This window comes from Thermococcus sp. (assembly GCF_026991495.1).
Taxonomy (GTDB): domain Archaea; phylum Methanobacteriota_B; class Thermococci; order Thermococcales; family Thermococcaceae; genus Thermococcus.
The window spans coordinates 1-5,385 of record NZ_JALXBJ010000048.1 but is presented as its reverse complement, the minus strand read 5'-3'; the positions used below and the strand labels follow the sequence as shown (position 1 = coordinate 5,385).

The 5,385-nt window shown below is 54.6% G+C and carries 9 protein-coding genes; 3 read left to right on the top strand and 6 right to left on the bottom strand.

Annotated elements, in window-relative coordinates; genetic code table 11:
• Both MVB78_RS06000 and MVB78_RS05995 read left to right on the top strand, forming a co-directional pair.
• Positions 1-562 (top strand): TCP-1/cpn60 chaperonin family protein (locus MVB78_RS06000; RefSeq protein ID WP_297489252.1); only part of this gene is annotated, 562 nt, incomplete at its 5' end.
• Between the two features lie 63 nt (positions 563-625).
• Entirely contained in the window at positions 626-1,498 is an 873-nt protein-coding gene (locus MVB78_RS05995) for a zinc metalloprotease HtpX (protein ID WP_297489249.1), read from the top strand.
• Positions 1,499-1,522: 24 nt separating this feature from the next.
• On the opposite strand, the gene MVB78_RS05990 is transcribed toward MVB78_RS05995, so the two are convergent.
• Entirely contained in the window at positions 1,523-2,116 is a 594-nt protein-coding gene (locus MVB78_RS05990; protein WP_297489247.1) for a molybdenum cofactor guanylyltransferase, read from the bottom strand.
• Between the two features lie 108 nt (positions 2,117-2,224).
• Here MVB78_RS05990 and MVB78_RS05985 point away from each other — a divergent pair, with 108 nt between their 5' ends.
• Positions 2,225-2,686: a DUF1931 family protein gene (locus MVB78_RS05985; RefSeq protein WP_297489244.1), complete on the top strand. Its 462-nt coding sequence runs from the start codon at positions 2,225-2,227 to the stop codon at positions 2,684-2,686.
• On the opposite strand, the gene MVB78_RS05980 is transcribed toward MVB78_RS05985, so the two are convergent.
• The 5 genes from MVB78_RS05980 to MVB78_RS05960 form a co-directional block, all read right to left on the bottom strand.
• Positions 2,674-3,000 (bottom strand): PIN domain-containing protein, encoded by a 327-nt coding sequence (locus tag MVB78_RS05980; protein ID WP_297489241.1) that lies wholly within the window; start codon positions 2,998-3,000, stop codon positions 2,674-2,676. The two genes, MVB78_RS05985 and MVB78_RS05980, sit on opposite strands and share 13 nt — an antisense overlap.
• Positions 2,967-3,239 (bottom strand): hypothetical protein, encoded by a 273-nt coding sequence (locus tag MVB78_RS05975; protein ID WP_297489237.1) that lies wholly within the window; start codon positions 3,237-3,239, stop codon positions 2,967-2,969. Before MVB78_RS05975 ends, MVB78_RS05980 begins: the two co-directional genes overlap by 34 nt.
• A 44-nt stretch (positions 3,240-3,283) precedes the next feature.
• Positions 3,284-3,970, bottom strand: a complete 687-nt coding sequence (locus MVB78_RS05970) for a multidrug transporter (RefSeq protein ID WP_297489234.1) — start codon at positions 3,968-3,970, stop codon at positions 3,284-3,286.
• On the bottom strand, positions 3,967-4,845 hold the full coding sequence (locus MVB78_RS05965; RefSeq protein ID WP_297489230.1) for an ABC transporter ATP-binding protein: 879 nt from the start codon (positions 4,843-4,845) through the stop codon (positions 3,967-3,969). The genes MVB78_RS05970 and MVB78_RS05965 overlap by 4 nt, the downstream gene beginning before the upstream one ends.
• 41 nt (positions 4,846-4,886) lie before the next feature.
• The coding region (locus MVB78_RS05960) for a prolyl oligopeptidase family serine peptidase (RefSeq protein ID WP_297489227.1) at positions 4,887-5,385 on the bottom strand (499 nt) is incomplete at its 5' end.

The following is a 5,385-nucleotide window of genomic DNA, read 5'->3' as shown; positions in this document are numbered from 1 at the left end:
CTGCAGGAACCCGAAGGCGGTAACGATACTCATTCGCGGTGGGACGGAGCATGTGGTTGACGAGGTCGAGCGCGCTCTCGAAGACGCCGTCAAAGTAACCAAGGACGTCATGGAAGACGGTGCCATACTCCCGGCCGGCGGTGCCCCGGAGATCGAGCTGGCCATTAAGCTGGACGAGTACGCTAAGGCAGTCGGCGGGAAGGAAGCCCTCGCGGTTGAGGCCTTCGCCGAGGCTTTAAGGATAATCCCGAGGACACTCGCGGAGAACGCCGGACTCGACCCGATCGACACCATGGTCAGGGTTGTGGCGGCGCACAAGGAGAAGGGTCCGAGTGTTGGGGTTGATGTTTTTGAGGGCGAGCCTGCCGACATGCTTGAGCGCGGTGTTATTGCTCCGCTTAGGGTCGTTAAGCAGGCCATTAAGAGCGCCAGCGAGGCAGCGATAATGATCCTCCGCATAGACGACGTCATAGCCGCCAAGGCCAGCAAATCCGAGGGCAAGCAGGGCGGCGAGATGCCCGGCGGAATGGGTGGAATGGGTGGAATGAACATGGGCATGTGAGCCCTTTTCTTCCTCCCAAAATGTTTTATTTCAATTTTCCAAACCTTCTCCGGGGGTGAGAGTATGGGTCTTGTGATGTGGCTCAGGACCGGTCTTCTCATGGCTGTCCTCACCGGCCTGCTGATGGCCATAGGCTACGTCTTCGGCGGACCGAGCTGGGCCTTTGCGATGTTCCTGTTCTCGCTGTTCTTCAACTTCATCACCTACTGGTACAGCGACAGGATAGTCCTCTCCTGGTACGGGGCGAGGATCTTGGAGGAGCACGAGGCCCCGGAGCTTTACGCCATAGTGAGAAAGCTCGCCGATAGGGCGGGCCTCCCGACGCCGAGGGTGGCAATAATACCAACGGACACACCCAACGCCTTTGCCACGGGCCGTAACCCAGAGCACGCGGTCGTGGCCGTGACGAGGGGCCTCCTTCGGATACTCAACAGGGACGAGCTTGAGGGCGTCCTCGGGCACGAGCTGACCCACGTGAAGAACAGGGACATCCTGATAGGCACGGTCGCCGCCGCGATGGCCGGGGCGATAATTCAGCTCGCCTACTGGGCCCGCTGGATAGCGATATTCGGAGGCTTCAGCAGGGACAGGGACGATGCAGGGGAGGTCTTAGCGGCCGTCCTCGTCGCCCTGCTGGCCCCGATAGCGGCTATGCTCATACAGGCGGCCATAAGCCGCTCAAGGGAGTTCCTCGCCGACGAAGGCGGCGCGAGGATCAGCGGAAAGCCCCAGGCCCTCGCGAGCGCACTGATGAAGATAGAGCAGGCCGTTCGCTACCGGCCGCTCAAGAAGGGCAACCCCGCGACGGCCCATATGTTCATAATAAACCCCTTCAGGGGGCTCAGCATAGCGAGCCTCTTCTCGACCCATCCGCCAACCGAGGCAAGGATAGAGAGGCTTAGGAAGATAGCCGAGGAGATGGGCATCTACTTTTGATTTCCCAACTCATTCGCCTGTGCATCAAAACTGGGCTTCGCTCAGCACTTTCTCGGCAAACTCAGCGTTCATCCGGCTCCTGATCCGGAGGAAGCTCAGCGTTACCTTTGGGTTTCTCCTTGAGAGCTCCTCAATCGAGACCGGTTCGTAGTCGAGGAACTCCACGACTTTTCCCAGACCCCTATAACCCTCGGCTAAAGCCGCCTCAATGGCACTCTTCAAAGGACCGGGCTCGTAGATTGCTTGGGTCACCTCAGCCGTCCCGTCCCTCCAGATGGGGATTACCGCTTCGGGTTCGTTCCTGTGGTAGAGGCCGATGAGGTAGTCCACCAAAAATGGCATCACGAGCGGCATGCTGCCCTCAACGAGGAAAAAGGGCTCATCAGGAAAGGCCTTCAGAAGAGCCCCGGTTTTACTCCTCGCGCTCACCGGAACGGGGTTCAGAACGTGGAGGGAGTAGGTTTTGAGTTTGTCCTCTCTTACGACAGCGAGGATCTTGTCTATCCTCTTGCTCATCAAGAGTCTTTTCTCGGTGAGCCTCAGCACCGGTTCGTCGTTTACGGGTACCGTGCAGTCATCCCACTGCTTCTCGGGAAAGGCGAGTATGAGTCCGAGCATGATGCTTTCTTTGGGGGCTTCTTTAAAAATTCCCCCACCGAAATATTTAAATACTTTTGGTAACTAAAACCTCCGGGGTTGAGAAAACCCTGAGTGGAGGTGGTAGCCATGGCGGAGATGATAATACCCTACCCGCAGCTCCAGAAGATATTGAAGAGGGTCTGCGAGCTCGCGGTCATCAAGCCGAGGGCCGAGGAGATGATGGAGATAGTCGAAAAGAAGCTGGTGGACCTCTTCGAAGTGGCCTACGAAAACGCTAAGGCAGAGCGCTCAAGCACTATAAAGTTCAGGCACATACCCATCACCAAGGGCTTCAAGAACAGCATGAACCTTTTTAGGGCGGTTATAGAGGACGAGAAAGTTCAGATCGAGCCCATAAGGAAGTACGTCCTCAAGAAAATACCCAGCGACATACCGCTCGAAGAGGACGTTGTTAACGAACTCCCCATCATAACGGGGACGCTCTTTGTGCTTATTGGGAGGGTCATCAAGGCGCTCCACCCGGAGATCAGGAACGTCTATCCCGAGCACATCAAGGAAGCGGAGAAGGTGCTGGACTACACACTTTGAAGTTTTAACTCCCCAAACTCTTCCTTTATCCACTCAAAGTGTCTGTCCTTTGTCACGAGCTTTAAACGCCTGTTGATAGCTACGGCGGCAACCACTGCATCAACCGCCGGAATCGGCGTTCCCCTCTTCACCATCGCCTGCGAAATCTTGATTGCTACCAGATAGTCTTCCAGAGTCGGAGTTATCACGGTTAAGCCAAGCTCAAGGCCCCTTGGAAACTCAACGATGTTGAGAACCGTTGTATAGCCCTTGAGCTTCTCCCCGGATTTGAGAGCGTCAATCAGGACGCTGGTGTCGTAGAGAGCCTCTTCCATTCCCCATCCCTCGTTTCTTTGAGCGCTTTCTCGTACTTCTCAACCGGCATTTCCTGAAGCTCCTTCCTGAATTTTTCACCAAGGAGGGAGAGCAGTTCTTCCGATTCAAGTTCTTCGGCCTCTATCTTTGCCAGGTACTCGACTATAGCCCTCCTCGCCACCTCGCTCCACTTTATCTCAGGATGCTCTTCCATCTTCCTGTATACCTCCGGGGGGATGGAGAGTGTTATGTTGGGCATTGCATCACCGCACAGGATTATGTGAGTTCACATATTTAAGACTTTCACCTCTCCCTAAGTTCAAATTTAAGGAGCATGAACACTCCAATTACAGACCAAAAAGCCAGGGAAATAAAGGCAAGCTCCGGTGTTTCTCCGCTCATAACGGTTGAAGCGCTCACTGTGGGGATAAGGAGCAGGGGTTTCCTCAGTGGTTCTGGAACCACGCTGAGAGGGTAATACACCGGCGGAAAGACCGTCAGGAGCGTCGTTAAAATCGTTGAGAGCCTCATAACCGTTAGGGGCTCCTTTATCCTCACCCCAAGAAACGTCCCCAGGGAGACGCTCCAGAGCCAGAGGGTCGTTACTGCGAAGAGAATACGGGGTAAACTCTCAACCCCACCGCTCACGGTGAGGAAAAACGCCAGCACAATGACGTAAGGAAGTGCGGGCAGGCTCATACCGATAGAAACACCGAGGGTCTTCTCAATTCCGCTCCCGGGAAGGGATGCGAAAATGTCGTAGAATTTCGAGCGAACTTTCATGCCAACGAGTTCTATCGAGAGGTCTGCTATTCCGGCTCCGACGATGAAGCTCACCATCGCGCCGGCTATGGCCGAGGAGAGAAACCTTCCCCCGCTGACAACGTAGACAATGAAGATGAATGAAAGGGGTTGTATCGCAAAGCTGAGCATTGGGCTTTTCCCCTTCATCAGGGCTCTGCGGTAGTACTCCACTATCGCGAGAATCATTCCAGATCACCCACGAGGAACACGTCCTCTATGGTGAGTCCTTCCCTCTTAAACGGGACTCCAAGCTCCTCGAGTAAGGCTATGGCCTCTCGCTCCTCGGCCTTTGAGCGGAGGTAAACGAAGGTGTTCTTCCCGGCCCTTCTTGCAACAAAATCGCCCTTAAAGTCGCCGAAAACTACGAGCTTTGAAGTGAATGAAGAAAGGTATTGTTTTGCTATTTCCTCGGGCCTCCCGAAGGCGAGGAGCTTCCCACCTTTGATTAGCAAGACCAAGTCCGACACGCTTGATATCTCGTTGAGGTAGTGGCTCGTCAGGACTATGGTTGAACTCTTCCCCCTCTCCCGGAGTATTCCCCAAAGCTTAAGCCTGCTCTCGACGTCAAGACCAACCGTAGGTTCGTCGAGGAAGTAAAGTTCTGCATTGGCCGAAAGAACCATCGCGAGGAGAGTCTTCCTCACCATTCCTCCAGAGAGTGTCGAGACTATCCTGTCCGGATAATCAATTCCAAACTCCTTCATGGCCTTCTCTGCCCTGCTCTTGGCCTCATCCTTCGGCAGGTCGCGCATCCTGAGGTAGTGGTAAACGTACTCGAAGGGCGTCAGCGTGTAGAAGTGGGCCCTAGCTTCCTGCGGAAGGAGGGCTATCCTCTTCTTTATCCCTTTCTCGCACCTTTTTATCTCCCTTCCGAAGAGCCTGACCCTTCCACCGTCATAGGCCAGCAGACAGCTCAAAATCCTGATGAGGGTAGTTTTCCCGGCACCGTTCGGTCCAATTACCCCCAAGATAGCCCCTTCTGGAACGGAAAAGGAGACTGAGTCAAGGGCCCTTAGGTTTCTATAGTACTTTGTCAGATTCTCGACCTCTATGGCGTTCATACCCGGAAACTTTCAGGGGCGAAAAATAAAAGATTTTGGGCTTACTTCAGCCACCTCTCCATCCAACCGGCAATCAGCTCTAATCTCTTAACCCTGTGCTTCGGCTTGCCGGAGCGGGATAAATCGTGGTTCTCGCCAGGGAAGATGGCCAGCTCGACAGTCTTGCCGAGGTACTTCAAAGCGGTGTAGAACTGCAACGCCTCCGGAAGCCAGCACCGGTAATCCTCGGTCGAGTGGATTATGAGGAGAGGCGTTTCAACGTTGGGAGCGTACTTCAGCGGGCTTTTATCCCAAAAGGCCTCGGTGTTGCTCCATAGATCGGAGCCAATCTGATCCGGGGCGAAGAAGTAGCCTATATCGGTCGTTCCAAAGAAGCTCACCCAGTTAGAGATTGAGCGCTGAGTAACCGCCGCCCTAAAGCGCTTGGTGTGTCCGACTATCCAGTTCGTCATGAAGCCCCCGTAGGAACCGCCTGTGACGCCTATCCTCTCCCCATCTATGAAGTCGAACCTCTTTAGAGCCTCATCAACGACTTCCATC